At 66.3% G+C, this 16,714-nt stretch carries 12 protein-coding genes; 8 read left to right on the top strand and 4 right to left on the bottom strand.

Annotated features, from left to right (window positions below; all coding sequences use genetic code 11):
• Window positions 1-7: 7 nt before the first annotated feature.
• From acnD to MXC11_RS07770, 4 genes are all read right to left on the bottom strand, one after another.
• The gene (acnD, locus tag MXC11_RS07785) at window positions 8-2,611 is read right to left on the bottom strand and encodes a Fe/S-dependent 2-methylisocitrate dehydratase AcnD (RefSeq protein WP_250007323.1); all 2,604 of its coding nucleotides are present in this window, start codon (window positions 2,609-2,611) and stop codon (window positions 8-10) included.
• Between the two features lie 90 nt (window positions 2,612-2,701).
• Window positions 2,702-3,829, bottom strand: coding sequence for a bifunctional 2-methylcitrate synthase/citrate synthase (prpC, locus tag MXC11_RS07780; RefSeq protein ID WP_250007315.1), 1,128 nt, complete (start codon window positions 3,827-3,829; stop codon window positions 2,702-2,704).
• 79 nt (window positions 3,830-3,908) lie between these two features.
• Window positions 3,909-4,799 (bottom strand): methylisocitrate lyase, encoded by an 891-nt coding sequence (gene prpB, locus MXC11_RS07775; protein WP_250007312.1) that lies wholly within the window; start codon window positions 4,797-4,799, stop codon window positions 3,909-3,911.
• The gene (locus MXC11_RS07770; protein WP_250007310.1) at window positions 4,796-5,518 is read right to left on the bottom strand and encodes a GntR family transcriptional regulator; all 723 of its coding nucleotides are present in this window, start codon (window positions 5,516-5,518) and stop codon (window positions 4,796-4,798) included. The genes prpB and MXC11_RS07770 overlap by 4 nt, the downstream gene beginning before the upstream one ends.
• A gap of 247 nt (window positions 5,519-5,765) precedes the next feature.
• Between MXC11_RS07770 and MXC11_RS07765 the strand changes: the two genes are divergently transcribed.
• The 8 genes from MXC11_RS07765 (at window position 5,766) to MXC11_RS07730 (ending at window position 16,710) form a co-directional block, all read left to right on the top strand.
• A complete protein-coding gene (locus MXC11_RS07765; RefSeq protein ID WP_250007307.1) occupies window positions 5,766-6,302 on the top strand; it encodes an ATP-dependent zinc protease family protein in 537 nt (178 codons plus the stop codon).
• A 5-nt stretch (window positions 6,303-6,307) separates the two neighbouring features.
• A complete protein-coding gene (gene rloB, locus MXC11_RS07760) occupies window positions 6,308-7,834 on the top strand; it encodes an osmotic stress tolerance membrane protein RloB (RefSeq protein WP_250007305.1) in 1,527 nt (508 codons plus the stop codon).
• A gap of 4 nt (window positions 7,835-7,838) precedes the next feature.
• Window positions 7,839-8,825, top strand: a complete 987-nt coding sequence (locus tag MXC11_RS07755) for an alpha-L-glutamate ligase-like protein (protein ID WP_250007303.1) — start codon at window positions 7,839-7,841, stop codon at window positions 8,823-8,825.
• 92 nt (window positions 8,826-8,917) lie between these two features.
• Window positions 8,918-10,267, top strand: a complete 1,350-nt coding sequence (gene pabB, locus MXC11_RS07750; RefSeq protein WP_250007301.1) for an aminodeoxychorismate synthase component I — start codon at window positions 8,918-8,920, stop codon at window positions 10,265-10,267.
• 87 nt (window positions 10,268-10,354) lie between these two features.
• On the top strand, window positions 10,355-14,029 hold the full coding sequence (locus MXC11_RS07745; RefSeq protein ID WP_250007299.1) for an ATP-binding protein: 3,675 nt from the start codon (window positions 10,355-10,357) through the stop codon (window positions 14,027-14,029).
• 1 nt (window position 14,030) lies between these two features.
• Window positions 14,031-14,672: a hypothetical protein gene (locus tag MXC11_RS07740; RefSeq protein WP_250007297.1), complete on the top strand. Its 642-nt coding sequence runs from the start codon at window positions 14,031-14,033 to the stop codon at window positions 14,670-14,672.
• On the top strand, window positions 14,669-15,889 hold the full coding sequence (locus tag MXC11_RS07735; RefSeq protein ID WP_250007295.1) for a phosphoenolpyruvate carboxylase: 1,221 nt from the start codon (window positions 14,669-14,671) through the stop codon (window positions 15,887-15,889). Before MXC11_RS07740 ends, MXC11_RS07735 begins: the two co-directional genes overlap by 4 nt.
• A complete protein-coding gene (locus tag MXC11_RS07730; RefSeq protein WP_250007293.1) occupies window positions 15,886-16,710 on the top strand; it encodes a DUF7281 domain-containing protein in 825 nt (274 codons plus the stop codon). Before MXC11_RS07735 ends, MXC11_RS07730 begins: the two co-directional genes overlap by 4 nt.
• Window positions 16,711-16,714 lie beyond the last annotated feature (4 nt).

Genomic DNA, 16,714 nt, shown 5'->3' with positions numbered 1-16,714 from the left:
CGCCCGATCAGGCCTGACCGAGGAAGTCCTTGGCGAAGCGCTGCAGCACGCCGCCCGCCTGGTAGACGCTGACTTCGGCAGCGGTGTCGAGGCGGCAGGTGACCGGCACGCGGGTTTCCTCGCCATTACGCTGGCGGATGACCAGGGTCAGGTCGCAGCGCGGCGACAGCTCGCCTTCGATGTCGTAGGTCTCGGTGCCGTCGAGGCCGAGGGTCAGGCGGGTGGTGCCCGGCTTGAACTCGACCGGCAGCACGCCCATGCCTACCAGATTGGTGCGGTGGATGCGCTCGAAGCCTTCGGCGACGATCACTTCCACGCCAGCCAGGCGTACGCCCTTGGCCGCCCAGTCACGCGAGCTGCCCTGACCGTAGTCGGCACCGGCGATGATGATCAGGTTCTGCTTGCGGTTCATGTAGGTTTCGATGGCTTCCCACATGCGCATCACCTGGCCTTCCGGCTCGACGCGCGCCAGCGAACCCTTCTGCACCTTGCCATCGACCACCGCCATCTCGTTGACCAGCTGCGGATTGGCGAAAGTGGCGCGCTGGGCGGTCAGGTGGTCGCCGCGGTGGGTGGCGTAAGAGTTGAAGTCCTCCTCCGGCAGGCCCATCTTCGCCAGGTACTCACCGGCGGCCGAATCCAGCAGGATGGCGTTGGACGGCGACAGATGGTCGGTGGTGATATTGTCCGGCAGGATCGCCAGCGGACGCATGCCCTTGAGGGTGCGCTCACCGGCCAGCGCGCCTTCCCAGTACGGCGGACGGCGGATGTAGGTGGACATCGGCCGCCAGTCGTACAGCGGGCTCTTGGCCGGCTCGATGGTGCCGAGGTCAAACATCGGGATGTAGATCTGCTTGAACTGCTCCGGCTTCACCGAGGCCGCGACGATGGCGTCGATTTCCTCGTCAGACGGCCACAGATCCTTGAGGGTGATGGGGTTGCCATCTTTATCAGTGCCCAGCACGTCCTGCTCGATGTCGAAGCGCACGGTGCCGGCGATGGCGTAGGCGACCACCAGCGGCGGCGAGGCGAGGAAGGCCTGCTTGGCATACGGGTGGATGCGGCCGTCGAAGTTGCGGTTGCCGGACAGCACGGCGGTGGCGTACAGGTCGCGGTCGATGATTTCCTGCTGGATCTGCGGATCCAGCGCACCGGACATGCCGTTGCAGGTGGTGCAGGCGTAGGCGACGATGCCGAAGCCGAGCTTTTCCAGCTCGCTCAGCAGGCCGGCCTCTTCGAGGTACAGCTTGGCGACCTTGGAGCCCGGGGCGAAGGAGCTCTTCACCCACGGCTTGCGCACCAGGCCGAGCTCGTTGGCCTTCTTCGCCAGCAGGCCGGCGGCCACCACGTTGCGCGGGTTGGAGGTGTTGGTGCAGCTGGTGATCGCGGCGATGATCACCGCGCCATCCGGCAGCAGGCCTTCGGCCTCTTCGGCCTTGGCGGCAGCCAGCTTGGCCTCGTCGGCAATGCCGCGCTCGTGCAGGGCGGAGGTCGGCAGGCGCTTGTGCGGGTTGCTCGGGCCGGCCATGTTGCGCACCACGCTGGACAGGTCGAACTCGAGCACGCGCTCGTACTCGGCCGCTTCCAGCGCGGAGGCCCACAGGCCGGTTTCCTTGGCGTACTGCTCGACCAGGGCGACCTGCTCCGGCTCGCGGCCGGTCAGCTTGAGGTAGTCGATGGTCTGCTGGTCGATGTAGAACATCGCCGCCGTAGCGCCGTATTCCGGGCACATGTTGGAGATGGTCGCACGGTCGCCGATCGACAGGCTGTCGGCACCCTCGCCGAAGAACTCGACGTAGGCCCCCACCACGCGCTCCTTGCGCAGGAACTCGGTCAGCGCCAGCACGATGTCGGTGGCGGTGATGCCGCTCTGACGCTTTCCGGTGAGCTTGACGCCGACGATATCGGGCAGGCGCATCATCGACGGCAGGCCGAGCATCACGGTCTCAGCTTCCAGACCACCGACGCCGATGGCGATCACACCGAGGGCGTCGACGTGCGGGGTGTGCGAGTCGGTACCGACGCAGGTGTCCGGGAAGGCCACGCCCTCGCGGGCCTGGATCACCGGTGACATCTTCTCCAGGTTAATCTGGTGCATGATGCCGTTGCCGGCCGGGATCACGTCGACATTCTTGAATGCGGTCTTGGTCCACTCGATGAAGTGGAAGCGGTCCTCGTTGCGGCGCTCTTCAACGGCACGGTTCTTCTCGAAGGCCTCCGGATCGAAACCGGCGTACTCGACGGCCAGCGAGTGGTCGACGATCAGCTGGGTCGGCACCACCGGGTTGACCTTGGCCGGATCCCCGCCCTGCTCGGCAATCGCGTCACGCAGGCCGGCCAGGTCGACCAGCGCGGTCTGGCCGAGGATGTCGTGGCAGACCACGCGGGCCGGGTACCAAGGGAAGTCCAGGTCGCGCTTGCGCTCGATGATCTGCTTGAGCGAGTCGGTCAGCATGGCCGGCTCGCAGCGGCGCACCAGCTGCTCGGCCAGTACGCGCGAGGTGTAGGGCAGCTTGTCGTAGGCGCCGGGCTGGATGGCCTCGACCGCCGCGCGGGTGTCGAAGTAATCCAGGGCGGTGCCGGCCAGGGCTTTGCGATATTCAGTATTCATCAGGCAGAAACTCAATCGGGTGGCGATCGGAGGGTGTCTTCAAGAGACGTGCCGGGGAGGCTCCCGGGTCAGGAGCCTCCTGGCGGCAGATCAGCGTGCGGCGATCGGCGGAACCGGGCGCTGCTCGACGCCGATGTACTCGGCGCTCGGACGGATGATGCGGTTGTTGGAGCGCTGCTCGAACACATGGGACGCCCAGCCAGTCACCCGCGAGCAGACGAAGATCGGGGTAAACAGCTTGGTCGGAATGCCCATGAAGTTGTAGGCGGACGCATGGTAGAAGTCAGCGTTCGGGAACAGCTTCTTCTGCTCCCACATGACCTTGTCGATCGCTTCGGAAACCGGGAACAGCACGGTGTCACCTACCTCCTCGGCCAGCAGCTTGGACCAGCCCTTGATCACCTCATTGCGCGGGTCGGAGACGCTGTAGATCGCATGGCCAAAGCCCATGATCTTGTCCTTGCGCGCCAGCATGGCCAGGGTGCCTTCGGTGGCTTCCTCAGCGGTGGCGAACTTCTCGATCATCTCCATCGCCGCCTCGTTGGCACCGCCGTGCAGCGGGCCGCGCAGCGAGCCGATCGCCCCGGTGATGCAGGAGAACAGATCGGAGAGGGTCGAGGCGCAGACACGCGCGGTGAAGGTCGAGGCGTTGAACTCGTGCTCAGCGTAAAGGATCAGCGAGACGTTCATCACCTTGCGGTGCAGCTCGCTGGGCTTCTTGCCGTGCAGCAGGGCCAGGAAATGACCGCCCAGGTCCGCTTCATCGCTGGTGCAGTCGATACGCACGCCTTCGTGGCTGTAGCGGTACCAGTAGCACATGATCGCCGGGAAGGCGGCCATCAGGCGGTTGGCCTTCTCCAGCTGCTGCTCGAAGCTCTCCTCGGGCTCGAGGTTGCCGAGCATCGAACAGCCGGTGCGCATCACATCCATCGGGTGGGCGCTGGCCGGGATGCGCTCGAGCACTTCCTTCAGGGCCTGGGGCAGGTCGCGCTGGGTCTTGAGCTGGGCCAGGTAGGCGTCCAGCTGCGCCTGGGTGGGCAGCTCGCCGTAGAACAGCAGATAGGCGACTTCCTCGAACAGGCAGTCCTTGGCCAGTTCACGGACGTCATAGCCGCGGTAGGTCAGGCCGGCACCGGCCTTGCCGACGGTGGACAGGGCCGTCTGGCCAGCAATCTGGCCACGCAGACCGGCACCAGTGAGAACTTTACCTTCAGCCATTGCATCGTTCCTCATTTATTGGATTTCTTCACGGATACAGCAGTGGCGGTCGCCCGACAGGCCGGGCGACCGCAAAACATCAGCCCTGCTTCTTCTGGGCGAACAGGGCATCGAGCTTCTGTTCAAAGGCGTGATAGCCGATGCGGTCATACAGCTCGACGCGCGTCTGCATCAGGTCGATGACTTCTTTCTGGTGACCATCACGACGGATCGCGGTGTAGACCGCCTCGGCCGCCTTGTTGGCAGCACGGAAGGCCGACAGCGGATACAGCTGGATCGCCACGCCGACCGAGGCCAGCTCGTCACGGGAGAACAGCGGCGTCGCACCAAATTCGGTGATATTGGCCAGCACCGGCACCTTGAGCGCCTCGACAAAGCGCTGGTAGGTCGGCAGGTCGTAGGCCGCCTCGGCGAAGATGCCATCGGCACCGGCCTCAACGTAACGCAGGCAGCGCTCGATGGCCGCATCCACACCCTCGGCCTGGATGGCATCGGTACGGGCGATCAGGAAGAAGTTCGGATCGGTCTTGGCATCGGCCGCCGCACGCACGCGATCGACCATTTCCTCGGTGGAGACAATTTCCTTGCCCGGACGATGGCCGCAGCGCTTGGCACCGACCTGATCCTCGATATGGGCGGCCGCCGCACCGGCCTTGATCAGGCTCTTGACGGTGCGCTCGATGTTGAAGGCGCTGGGGCCAAAGCCGGTATCGATATCGACCAGCAGCGGCAGGTCACAGACATCGGTGATGCGGCGCACATCGGTCAGCACGTCATCCAGGGTGTTGATGCCAAGATCCGGCAGCCCTAGCGAACCGGCCGCCACGCCGCCACCGGAAAGATAGAGCGCCTTGAAACCGGCACGCTTGGCCAGCAGTGCGTGGTTGGCATTGATGGCACCGATCACCTGCAGCGGCGACTCGCTGGCGATGGCCTCACGGAACTTCTGACCGGGGGTTTTGTTGCTCATGACTTACCTCGTTGCTTGGCGTTCTTCGGGGAAACGTCCTGGTAATGACGTTCGATGTTGCGTTTGGAGGCAGCGATATGCCGGCGCATCAGCAGCTCGGCCAGTTCGCCGTCACGCTCGGCGATGGCATCCAGAATACGGTGGTGCTCGTTGAAGGCCTGCCGCGGCCGGTTGGGCAGGCTCGAGAACTGGATGCGGTACATGCGCACCAGCTGGTACAGCTCGTTGCACAGCAGGTTGCTGAGGGTGCGATTGCCACTGCCCTGGATGATCCGGTAGTGGAAGTCGAAGTCCCCCTCCTGCTGGTAGTAGCCGCGCCCGGCCTTGAAGGCCTCATCACGCTCATGGGTATCCAGCACCCGGCGCAGCTCATCGATTTCAGCCAGACTCATGCGCTCGGCCGCCAGCCGACAGGCCAGCCCCTCGAGCGATTCGCGGATCTCGTAGAGCTCCAGAAGCTCCTGGGTGCTCAGGGATACCACCCGCGCGCCGGCATGCGGCACGCGCACCAGCAGGCGCTGCCCCTCAAGGCGATGGATGGCCTCGCGCAGCGGTCCGCGACTGATGCCATAGGCCCGCGCCAGCTCCGGTTCGGAGATCTTGCTGCCCGGCGCAATCTCGCCGCGCACGATGGCCGACTGAATGCTGCGAAACACATGCTCGGCCAGCGTGGCCGATTCCGGCTCAGCGAGGGATATTTCTTCGAGGGCTTCACGCATGATTGTCGACACATAGCCACCTTGGATAGAGCTTGAAGCTAAGCTATGCGCAAAAGATCGTCAAACCCATTAGACGATTGTCGACAATACCCGAGCTTATCCACGCCTACCGAGCGTATGCCGACGAACGGCCCGCGCTGTCGCAGGGCGCAGAAGCCGCATGCTAGAATCCACGGCCTCTCGCGCCGGTCAGACCGGACGCAAGGCACCTCGTCCCGCCCATCCGCCAGGCCTGGATATCCCCCCGATGAAACGCCCGTTCCTGCTCCTGCTGCTCGCCCTGCTGCTGCCCGGCGGCACGTTGCACGCCGCTGAAAAACTCATTCACGGCCTGACCGAATCCGTTTATCTACACGAGCTTGATGTCACCGTGATGGCCAAACTCGATACCGGCGCCGAAACGGCCTCCTTGAGCGCCCTGAACATCGAGCGCTTTCGGCGCAATGGCACAAGCTGGGTGCGCTTCAATCTGGGCATCGACGGGCACCAGCACCGGGTGTTCGAAAAGCCCCTGGCGCGCATCAGCCGCATCAAGCGCCGAGCCGGTGATATCGACAGCGAGGACGGCAAGACCTACACCCCGCGCCCGGTCATTCACCTTGAGGTCTGCATGGGTGAACAATCCCGCACGATCGAGGTCAATCTGACCGATCGCAGCGCCTTCGCCTATCCGCTGCTGCTAGGCTCAGAGGCGCTGACCGTGTTCGATGCATTGGTCGATCCCAGTATTTCCAAAACGGCTGGCCAGCCCAGCTGCAACCCCGCCGCTCCTGCTGACGAGTAAACACCATGCGTTCCCTCAACCTGCACCTGAAGGTTCTCATCATCATCCTGGTGAGCCTGGGGGCACTGATCACCGCTTATCAGATCTTCGTGCTCGGCATCCCGGTCACCGAGGCCGAAACGGACAACGTCTGGAACATCGACGCCAAGGTCGAGTTCCAGGCCAATTCGCGCAGCCCGGTCAAAGTGCAGATGTACATTCCGCCACTGGGGCAGAATTTCGTCAGCCTCAACGAGAGCTTCATCTCCAACAACTACGGGGTGAACGTCAACACGGTGGACGGTAACCGCCGGGTCACCTGGTCGGCGCGCCGCGCCAGCGGCAAACAGAGCCTCTACTACCGGATGGTGCTGACCCAGCGCTTTGCCGGTGAGCGCAGCGCCGACAAGGGCGCGACCTACCGCGAAAGCCTGCCGATCGAAGGGGCCGAAAAGGTGGCCGCCGAAGCGCTGCTCGCACCGATTCGCCAGCACTCGGCGGATATCGAGACCTTCGTCAGCGAAACCATCAAGCGCGTCAACAATGTGGGCGACGACAACGTCAAGCTGCTGCTGGGGAGTGACTTCTCGGTCCGCCGCCGCGCCGAAGTCGCTGACCTGCTGCTCTCCCAGGCCCGCGTGCCGCTCGAGCAGGTGCACACCATCCGTCTGGTGGCCGATCAGCCGCAGACCCCGGAGCTCTGGCTGCGCAGTTTCGATGGTGAGAAATGGCTGTACTTCAACCCGGAAAATGGCCAGCAAGGCCTGCCGAGTGATCGGTTGATCTGGTGGCTGGGCAATGGCGAGCTGATCGAGCTGGAAGGCGCGCGCCAGGCCAAGGTCAGCTTCACCCTCAACACCAACGAGCTCAACGCCCTGCGTCTGGCCGAGCAGAGCGATGCGGCCTCTAATGCCGGCATGCTCGAATACTCGCTGTACGGGCTGCCACTGCAGACCCAGCAGACCTACCAGATCATGATCATGATCCCGATCGGCGTGCTGGTGATCCTGATCCTGCGTAACCTCGGTGGCCTGCAGACCCTCGGCACCTTCACCCCGGTACTGATCGCCCTGGCCTTCCGCGAGACGCAGCTTGGCTTTGGCATCGTGCTGTTCGCCATCATCACCGCACTGGGCCTGTCGCTGCGCTCCTACCTTGAGCATCTCAAGCTGCAGATGCTGCCGCGCCTGTCGGTGGTACTGACCTTTGTGGTGGTGCTGATTGCGGTGATCAGCCTGTTCAGCCACAAGCTGGGGCTTGAGCGTGGCCTGTCGGTGGCGCTGTTCCCGATGGTGATCCTGACCATGACCATCGAGCGCCTGTCGATCACCTGGGAAGAGCGCGGCGGCAGCCATGCCTTCAAGGTGGCCATCGGCACCCTGATTGCAGCCTCGCTGGCGCATTTCCTGATGAGCATCCCGGAGCTGACCTACTTCGTGTTCACCTTCCCGGCGGTGCTGCTGATTCTGGTCGGCTTCATGCTGGCGATGGGCCGTTACCGCGGCTACCGCCTGACCGAGCTGTTCCGCTTCAAAGCCTTCCTCAAGGACTGATGCCATGTTCGGCCTGATCAAGACGTGGAAAGCGCTGAGTGCCAAAGGCATCATGGGCATCAACCGGCGCAATGCGGACTATGTACTGAAGTACAACAAGCGCAGCCTCTACCCGGTGGTGGACGACAAGATCCTCACCAAGGAACGCGCCATCGCCGCCGGCATCCATGTGCCGGAGCTGTACGGGATCATCTCCACCGAAAAGGAGATCGACAATCTCGACAGGATCATCGAAGGGCACAACGACTTCGTGATCAAGCCGGCGCAGGGCGCGGGCGGCGACGGCATCATCGTCATCGCCGACCGCTTCGAGGGACGCTTCAAGAGTGTTTCCGGTAAGATCATCAGCCACAGCGAGATCGAGCAGCAGCTCTCCAGCATCCTCTCCGGGCTCTACTCGCTGGGTGGTCACCGCGACCGGGCGCTGATCGAATACCGGGTCACCCCGGATCCGATCTTCAAGAGCATCAGCTACGAAGGGGTGCCGGACATCCGCATCATCGTGCTGATGGGCTACCCGGTGATGGCCATGCTGCGCCTGCCGACCCGCCAGTCCAACGGCAAGGCCAACCTGCACCAGGGCGCTATCGGCGTCGGTGTGGATCTGGCCACCGGCCTGACCCTGCGCGGCACCTGGCTGAACAACCGCATCGCCAAGCACCCGGACACCGGCAACCCGGTGGATGGCGTGCAGCTGCCGGACTGGGACGGCTTCATGAAGCTGGCCGCCGGCTGCTATGAGCTGTGCGGCCTCGGCTATATCGGCGTGGACATGGTGCTGGATGTCGACAAGGGTCCGTTGATTCTGGAGCTCAACGCCCGTCCCGGCCTGAACATTCAGATCGCCAACGACTGTGGCCTCGCGCTGCGCACCACCGCCATTGAAGCGCATCTGGCTGAACTCAAGGCCCGCGGCGTGAGCGAAAGTGTCGAGGAGCGCGTGCGCTTCTCCCAGCAGATGTTTGGCCACGTCACCCCGGTCGAGCACTGAAACGCGGGCGGGCGCCGGCAACCGCCGCCCGCCCCTAGGCTCAGGCGAGTCAGCGCACTAGAATCGCCGCTCGCCCTCGCCTGAGCCTGCTTATGTCCTGCTGCCTGATCCACTCCCTGCCCTATCACGCCGACCCGCGCGCGCGCTTTGCCCGTGTACATGCCGCGCCCGGGGCCTGCCTGCTGGATGGCGGGCGGCCGCTCAGTACCCGCAGTCGCTTCGACCTGTTCAGCGCCTGGCCCGACGCGCTCCTGAGCCCGGCCGAAGGCGAAGACGGTCGCGCCTTTCTGGCCCGCTGCCGCGCCGCGCTGGCCGAGCTTGGCCGTGCCGAAGCGCCCGAAGGTGTCGAGCTGCCGTTCACCGGTGGCCTGCTCGGCTATCTCGGCTACGACTTCGGCCGCCGCCTGGAGCGCATGCCTGAACAGGCCACGGACGACCTCGCCCTGCCCGACGCCCGCCTTGGCCTGTACGCCTGGGCACTGATCAGCGACCACCAGTGCCAGACCTCGCAGCTGGTGTTCCACTCGTGCCTGGCGAGCGAGCGGCGCGCCGCGCTGATCGCCCTGTTCGAGGCCGCAGAGCACACACCGGCCGACGCCGAGTTCCGCCTGCTGGCACCCTTCGCTGCCGACCTTGACGCTGCGCAGTACCAAGCTGCCATTGAGCGCATCCAGGCCTACATCCGCGCCGGCGACTGCTACCAGGTCAACTTCGCCCAGCGCTTCCAGGCGCCCTGCCAGGGCGAGCCGTGGAGCGCCTACGGCTTGCTGCGCGCGGCCTGCCCGACGCCCTTCGCCGGCTACCTGGCGCTGGATGACGGCGCGATCCTCAGCCTGTCGCCGGAGCGCTTTCTCAGCGTGCATGAGGGTCGGGTGGAGACGCGGCCAATCAAGGGCACCCGCCCGCGCGGCGCCACCCAGGAGACAGACCGCGCCTTCGCCGCGGAGCTTGCCGCCAGCCACAAGGACCGCGCCGAGAACCTGATGATCGTCGACCTGCTGCGCAACGACATCGGCCGCAGCTGCCGCACCGGCTCGGTGCGGGTGCCCGAGCTGTTCGCCCTGGAGAGCTATCCCAACGTGCATCATCTGGTCAGCGCGGTGACCGGCGAGCTGGCCGATGGGCTGGATGCCTTCGACCTCTTGGCCGGCAGCTTCCCCGGCGGTTCGATCACCGGCGCGCCGAAGATCCGCGCCATGCAGATCATCGACGAGCTGGAGCCGACCCGCCGCGCCATCTACTGCGGCTCGCTGCTCTACCTCGACTGCCGCGGCGAGCTGGACAGCTCGATCTGCATCCGCACCCTGCTGGTGCAGGGCGGCCGCGCCAGCTGCTGGGGCGGCGGCGGCATCGTCATGGACTCCGAGTGGCAGGCCGAATATGCCGAATCGCAGACCAAGGTGCGAGTGCTACTGCAGACCCTGGAAGGCACGCTCGCCTGAGTCCCGCAGGGCACGCATAGCGCGAGCTTCCCCGTCACACCCGGCCGCTACACTACACCCACGCCCCGCTGCCTATAAAGGACCCCCATGCCCAGTCTCAACCGCATCATCCTGATCAACACCCACCTCGCGGGCGTGGTCGAGCTGCTGGTCGATGACCACACCAACATCTGCGGTACCAACGCCTCCGGCAAGACCACCCTGCAGCGCCTGGTGCCGGTGTTCTACGGCGAGTACCCGAGCCGCGTGGTGCCGGCCACCCGCGACAGCTTCGAGCGCTGGTACCTGCCCACCGAGCAGAGCTTCATCATCTACGAGTACCGGCGCATGGACGAGCAGCTGTGCCAGGTGGTGCTCGCCGCGGCCAGCGGCGGCAAGGGCGTGGCCTACCGCCTGGTGCACAAGGGCTTTGCGCTGGACGACTACGTGAAGAGCCGCCAGGGCGAGGCGATCACCTGCCTGACCATGGAGGAGCTCGGCCGCCGCTACAAGCAGGCCGGCGTCGCCGTCACCCGCCTGCTCAACACCCGCCAGTTCCGCGCCATCATCCAGAACGACCGCAGCCTACTGGCCGGCGACAGCGACCGCGTCGAGCTGCGCAGCTGGGCGCGGCAGTTCTCGCTGTGCGACAGCGAGCACTCGCTGCGCCACATCGAGAAGCTGGCCCGTGCGGTGCACTCGCGCGAGGGCAAGATGGAGACCATCAAATCGATGGTCGCAGCGATCCTCGAGGAGGACGGCGTCACCCCGCCGGCCACCCAGCTCAACCTGCAGCGGGTCGAGGACTGGATCCGCGACAGCCGGCTGATCCAGGGCTTCAACGCGACCCGCCCGGAGTTCGAGCAGCTCGAGGGCGAATACCAGCAACTGCTGACCGGCGAGGCGCGGCTCGGCGGCCTGCTGCAAGGCTATCGCAGCGATGAATCGCGTCTGTACCAGCGCCAGGAAGAGAATGCCGCGCTGATCGAGCAGAGCGGCTTTGCCCTCGATCAGCTGGAGGAGCGCTGGAGGAGCCAGCGTGACGAGCTCAACCAGGGCCTTTCGGCGGCGCGCGGCGACATCACGCGGATCGACGCCGAACTGGAGCAGATCGAGCAGCAGTACCAAGGCTACCTGGATGCTGACATCGACCAGGCCCGCGCCGACCTCGAGCAGCTCGGCGCCTGGCAGGACGAACTGGGCAACCTGCAGGCCCGCCAGCGCCTGCTCACCGCACAGCACCAGGACATCGAGCGCGCCCTGCTCGAGCGCCAGCAGGCGATCAAGGACCAGCTCGGCCTGGCACTGGAGCAGCTGCAGGCCCAGCAGGACGCGCTGCGCGAGGAGCGCGACCTGCAGAAGAGCGCCCAGGACGAGGCGCTCAACGGCATCGAGCGGCAGTTCGCCGGGCGCCGCCAGCAGGGCCTCGAAGAGTTCAGCCAGCGCGAGTACGCGCTGAAGCTCGAACGCGGCCGTCTTGAGCAGCAGATCGCCAGCGTCGGCTACCGCGAGGAGGAGAACCTCGCCCTGGCGATCCTCGACCGCCGCCTCGAGGAGGCCGACGAGCGGGTCGATGCCGCCGAGGCGCAGGTGCGCCAGCTGGAGAGTCAGGAACGCCAGCGGCGCAGCCAGCGTGACGAGGCCAACAGCGCGCTGGGCCTGTGCGCCCGCCGCGTGCTGGAGCGCCAGGAACAGCTCGACGAGCTGGAGCGCATACTCCATCCCGGCCATCACACCCTGCTGGAGTTCCTGCGTCGCGAGCAGCCGGGCTGGGAGGCGCGGCTCGGCAAGGTGATCCACCCGGCGCTGCTGCAGCGCAGCGACCTCAAGCCGGCGCTGGACGACGCGGCCGGCGACAGCCTGTTCGGCCTGCAGCTCGACCTCGCCGCCCTCGACACCCCCGACTACGCGGCCAGCGAGCAAGCGCTGTACCAGCGCCAGCAACTGGCCAAAGATGCCCTGCAGGATGCACAGAACCAGCAGCAGGACGCCGAGGCGCGCTTGGTCGAGACCAGCGCCGCCCTCGACGAGCTGCAGCGCCAGCTGGTCATCGCCCGCAGCGAATCGCAGGGCCGCCGCGACGATCGCCAGCGCCTGCGCGAGGAACGGCGCAGCCAGAAGGACCGACTGGATGCCGCGCTGCAGGAGCGGCGCAGCCAGGCGCGCCGACAGCTGGTCGAGCAGGATCATGCGCTCAAGCGGCTGGCCGGCGAACGCGACGCCTGGCAGGACGAGCTCAAGGCTCAGCACAGCGCCGAGCGCATGGAAGTGGCCGCGCACTGGCAGCAGGTGCTTGGCAGCCTCGAGGGGCAGATCCGCCAGCTCAAGGCCGCCGCCGCCGAGCGCCGCGACAAAGCCCAGGGCGAGCTGGCCGAGTGCGAGCGCTGGTACCAGGCCGAGCTGAAGTCGCGCGGCGTCGACGAGAGTGTGATCGTCGGCCTCAAGCGGCAGATCCAAGGTCTGGCCGAGCGCATCCAGCGCACCGAGCAGCGCCGCCCCGAGGTGCTGCGCTACGACGACTGGTACCGGCACAGCTGGCTGCAGCGCAAGCCCCGCCTGCAGACCGAGCTGAGCGAGAGCCGCCGCCGCGCGGACAGCCTCGACCAGCAGCTCAAGGCCGCCAGCGCCGCCTACAAGGGTGAGCGTGCAGAGCTGGAAGCACAGCGCGCCCGCGCCCTGCAGAGTAAGGGCCGGCTCGACGACGCCCTCACCCGCCTCAAAAGCCTGCTGCGCCGCATCAGTGAGCTGAAGTTGTCCATAGGCGGTGCGCCCGCACCCGGCGAGCTGGACGAGCGCCTGCGCCTCGGCGAGGAGCTGCTGCAGGCCCGCGAGCAGGGTCTGACGGCGATCAAGGCCCACGTCGAGCGCTTCGACAGCCTGATCGCCAGCCAGTCCGGCTCGAGCCTGGCGGAAACCTGGGAGCGCAGCCGCGAGGAGTGCACCCAGAGCAGCGAGCGCGGCATCCCCAGCCTCGACTACCGCCGCTTGGTGCCGCACCTGGCGCAGCTGCTCAACGTCATGGTGCCGCAGAGCCTCACTGCGCTGCGCGAGCAGGGCAAGATCTTCGGTATCGACCTCAACGCCTACTACGAGGTGCTCGCCGACATCGACCGGCGCATCGCCACGCAGAGCGCGCGGATCACCCGCGAGGTCAGCGAGGAGCTGTTCCTCGACGGCGTGTCGGAGTCCGCGGTGCGCATCCGCTCGCGGATCAGCGAGCTGGAGTTCTGGCCGGAGCTTAAGGCCTTCATCCAGGCGTTCCGCGAGTGGCGCGAGAGCGGCTTCAGCGAACTGCCCGGCGAGGACTACACGCGCAGCATGCGTCGCGCCCTCGACATCATCGGCCGCTCGGCGCTGGGCGGCGGCATTGCCGCGTTGCTGGAGATCGAGCTGCGCCTGCGCGAGGGCAACAGCGACCTGGTGATCCGCACCGACCGCCAGCTCAACGAATCATCCAGCCACGGCATGGCCTACCTGATCCTCTGCAAGTTCCTGCTTGCCTTCACCCGCCTGCTGCGCGGCAACGCCCCGGCGACCATCCACTGGCCGATCGACGAGCTGGGTACCCTGCACCACACCAACGTGAAGAAGATCTTCGACGCCTGCTCAAGCAACGACATCCGCATCCTCGGCGCCTTCCCCAACCCGGACTCCGAGGTGCTGGCGCTGTTCAAGAACCGCTACATCGTCAACAAGCAGACCCGCCAGCTGCAGGTGGTCCGGCCACAGCCCGATCCGATCGCCGAACGCCTGAAGCAGCGCAACCGCCCGGAGGTGGCCTGAGATGCTGTCGAGCAAGGGACACGTGATCGAACGCCTGCTCAAGGGCGAGTTCATCTGCCGCACCAGTGACGAGGATGGCTGGCGCTTTCTGCGCACCGCGGCCAACCGCGAGCAGGTCGATGACTATCTGGCCACCCTCAACCGCCAGGTCGCCACGGTCGGCGCCATGGGTGAGGGCGAGGTGTTCTTCTGCGCCTGGCGCCAGCTCGGCGACGAGCAGCGCAAGCTGGTCGGCCAGCAGTTCCGCGACGTCTGCAGCGCCCTCGCCCCGCTGGTCGAGTGGCTGGTGCTGGTGCAGGAGGCCGGCGCCCAGGACGCACCGCTCAGCGAGGGCAGCGCGCTGCGCCTCAATGAACTACAGAGCATCGTCGAGGACACCCCGGCGTTCCGCGAGCAGCTGGCGCGGATCAGCCACTACCGGCTGTTCGGCTCGACCAGCAGCAGCGTCGACGGGCAGATCAAGCAGGTGTTCAAGCGCCTCTGCGAGCTGGGCTACCTGATCCGCCCCAACCCGGAGAAGCAGATTTATCTGGGCACCGGCAAGCTGGAATACCTCTACGAGGTGATCCGCTTCATCGACGAAAGCGAGGGCCTGGCGCTGGAGGCGCGCGCCGAGGCGGCCAGTCAGGGGAATCTGCTGTGAGCGGCAACCTGCATGAGGCCGGGGTGCGTTTCCTGCGCCAGCTGGGCCGCCAGGCCGAGGCGATCATGGCGGCTTATCTCGCCGGCTCGCTGTCCGAGCAGGCACTGGAGCCGGCGCTGCAGGAGCGGCTGGTCAGGGACGGTATCCTCTACCGTCCCGAACCGGGCGCGAATCTGCACCTGCGCCGCGCGGTGCGCGCATTGCTCGAGGAAGCGCTGCACGATGAGCGCAACCGGCAGATCGACGCCAACACCGGCAGCGCTCTGGCCACCTTCAAGACCCTCGCCGCGCACTATCGGGAAGCCCGCCACCAGGGTGACTACGCCGCGGCCGACGCCTACCTGACCGACCTGCGTGAGCACGTCTATGCCTTCGGCGAGCGTCTCGGCCACGGTATCCGCGTGCTGTGGAGCCGGATCAACAACGAGTTCGGCTACGTCGGCACCCTCAACGCCAAGATCCGCGAGAACGAGCTGGCGCAGGCGCAGGTCAGCGAGCTGCTCGCAGGCCTTGAGCTGATCAGCTTCGAGGAGCTGGCCGAGGCCGCGGGCGAGCTGCGCGAACTGCGCCGCCTGCTGGTCGCCAACCTGCAGCGCACGGTCAGCGCCTGCACCCAGGAGCTAAGCATCGTCCAGGCCCGCCTGCTCGAGCTGCTCGGTCGCTTCCGCCAGATCCGCGGGCGCACCCGGCTGCTCAAGGGCTGGCTGCTGCATCTTGAGCAGCAGCCGGATTATCAGGTCGGCAAGCATGCCGCGCAGCCCAAGCTGCCGGCGCTCCTCAACCTCGCGGCGCCCTGCCTCGCCCCAGCCACGGTGGACATCCACAACCCGCAGCACGAAAGCGACCTGCTCGGCTTGCTGGCGCAGCTGCGCACACTGGCACCAGCCGACGCACTGACCAGCCCGCCCGGCAGCGCCGGCGAGCTGCTGCTCGGTGCAGTGGAAGACTTCGAGATCGCGGTCAACCCGATCCGTAAGGCGGTGTCGGCCTACTTCTGCGCAGTCATCGACAACAGCCAGCCGCTCTCGGCGCTGCAGTGGCGGGCGCAGCAGAATCTGCCCTGGGATGCGGAAAGCTGGCTGTACCAGGTAATCGGCGGCTATGAGGGCCTGCCCGAGGAGCACAAGCGCTGCTTCGAGCTGGACCCGCTCGGTGCGCCGGACCCGGTGTACTCCGGCAACTTCATCGTCCGCGATGTGCGCCTGGGACTGGCGTGAAGCTCGGCGCACGCCACTGGCAGGCGATCCACAACCTGCTGCGTCAGCGCGATAACAGCGTGGCGCTCGGCCCAGTCTGGCGGCAGATCCATGCAGAGCTGGAGGTGGGCGAGCCCCGCGGCAAGCACCTTTACTTCAGCGACACGATGCTGCGCATCCTGCGCCAGGAGGCCGAGCGCGCCAGCGGCAGCCGTGACTTGCTGGCCGACGGCCCGCGCGGCAGCCGTCTTGAGGCGGCACGGCAGGGCTTCATTGACGAAAAGGTCGCACCTCAGCGCCCGGATGATGGCTTCGTGCTGGTTAAGGGCCAGCTGCCCACGCCGCTGCCGACCCTCAGCTCCGAACTGAGCCTGCGCGTGCCGCTGGCCAGCCTGAATCTCGCGGCTATCGAGCAGGTGCTGGTGATCGAGAACCTCGACAGCTTCGATGACTGGCAGCACTACGCCGCCCCGGTCGAGCTTTCCGGCGGCCTGGTGTTGTACCGCGGTCACAGCGGTCTGGCCCGCGGCACGCGGCGCCTACTCACCGCGCTGCCGGCCAGCACGCTGATTACAGCCTTTGTCGACTACGACCCTGCCGGTCTGGCGATCGCTGCGGCGCTAGGTGCCCGCCAGTGGCTGCTGCCGGAGCTGGACGAGCCGCTGCTGGCCCAGGGCAGCCGCGCGCATTTTCTTCGCCAGTCGAGGCAAGCGGCGCATCTGGACAATCTCGATCTGGGCGGCTGGCAACCAGGCTGGGACGCGATGAAGGCACACCAAGTCAGCATCAAACAGCAGCACATGCTGGCCCTGCACAGCCCGTTACGCCTGCTGACGCGCTGATCCT

This window comes from Pseudomonas eutrophicaquae, assembly GCF_023544715.1.
GTDB lineage: Bacteria > Pseudomonadota > Gammaproteobacteria > Pseudomonadales > Pseudomonadaceae > Geopseudomonas.
The sequence above is the reverse complement of the archived record's forward strand: the minus strand, read 5'-3'. Positions and strand labels throughout refer to the sequence as shown.

Coding starts and splice junctions, on each gene's coding strand:
- MXC11_RS07765 (WP_250007307.1), top strand. CDS start 5,766: ATGAAACGCCCGTTCCTGCTCCTGCTGCTCGCCCTGCTGCTGCCCGGC.
- MXC11_RS07740 (WP_250007297.1), top strand. CDS start 14,031: ATGCTGTCGAGCAAGGGACACGTGATCGAACGCCTGCTCAAGGGCGAG.
- MXC11_RS07755 (WP_250007303.1), top strand. CDS start 7,839: ATGTTCGGCCTGATCAAGACGTGGAAAGCGCTGAGTGCCAAAGGCATC.
- rloB (WP_250007305.1), top strand. CDS start 6,308: ATGCGTTCCCTCAACCTGCACCTGAAGGTTCTCATCATCATCCTGGTG.
- prpB (WP_250007312.1), bottom strand. CDS start 4,799: ATGAGCAACAAAACCCCCGGTCAGAAGTTCCGTGAGGCCATCGCCAGC.
- prpC (WP_250007315.1), bottom strand. CDS start 3,829: ATGGCTGAAGGTAAAGTTCTCACTGGTGCCGGTCTGCGTGGCCAGATT.
- MXC11_RS07770 (WP_250007310.1), bottom strand. CDS start 5,518: ATGCGTGAAGCCCTCGAAGAAATATCCCTCGCTGAGCCGGAATCGGCC.
- acnD (WP_250007323.1), bottom strand. CDS start 2,611: ATGAATACTGAATATCGCAAAGCCCTGGCCGGCACCGCCCTGGATTAC.
- pabB (WP_250007301.1), top strand. CDS start 8,918: ATGTCCTGCTGCCTGATCCACTCCCTGCCCTATCACGCCGACCCGCGC.
- MXC11_RS07745 (WP_250007299.1), top strand. CDS start 10,355: ATGCCCAGTCTCAACCGCATCATCCTGATCAACACCCACCTCGCGGGC.